Source organism: Bradyrhizobium algeriense, assembly GCF_003062295.1.
GTDB classification, from domain to species: Bacteria; Pseudomonadota; Alphaproteobacteria; order Rhizobiales; family Xanthobacteraceae; genus Bradyrhizobium; species Bradyrhizobium algeriense.
The window spans coordinates 1-478 of sequence record NZ_PYCN01000246.1; the positions used below are offsets into that span (position 1 = coordinate 1).

General features: G+C 63.8%; 2 protein-coding genes. Both read right to left on the bottom strand.

Translation table 11 applies throughout. From position 1 onward, the window contains the following. On the bottom strand, positions 1–196 hold a 196-nt coding region (locus C7G61_RS43350), incomplete at its 3' end, for a helix-turn-helix domain-containing protein (RefSeq protein WP_145963865.1). A gap of 92 nt (positions 197–288) precedes the next feature. Continuing rightward, positions 289–478: efflux RND transporter permease subunit (locus C7G61_RS43355; protein WP_145963866.1), on the bottom strand; the 190-nt coding region annotated here is incomplete at its 5' end.

Below are 478 nucleotides of genomic sequence, written 5' to 3' on the forward strand. Positions count from 1 at the left end.
CGGCGACCACCTCGTTGATCGCCTTCTTGGAGTCGAAAAAGCGGTACACGTTGGCCGGGCTCATCCGGAGCGCCTTGGCGATATCGGCCACGGTGGTTTTCTGATAGCCGATCTGCCGGAACAGCCGCTCGGCCGTTGCGACGATACGGCCGCGGGTGTCCGGCTCAGCCGAGGCGAGGGCAGCGTCAGCATCCATGAGCTAAACGTATGATAAAATTCATCATTCGTCAACGAATGGGTGGCGTCGGCTCAGCTGAGCGCGCACGAGGATAGCGCCCCGGCAGCGGCTTACTCTGCCGCCACCGACAGCGCAGGCTGCCGCTCCATCTCTCCTGCCTGGCCTGGACTTGGCCCCTCTGCCACCACGGCTTCGGAGCCGCGCTCGTCGAGGTGCTTGCGGAACCACAGCGCGTAGAGCGCCGGCAGGAACAGCAGGGTCAGGAAGGTGGCGACGAACAGACCTCCCATGATGGTAAAG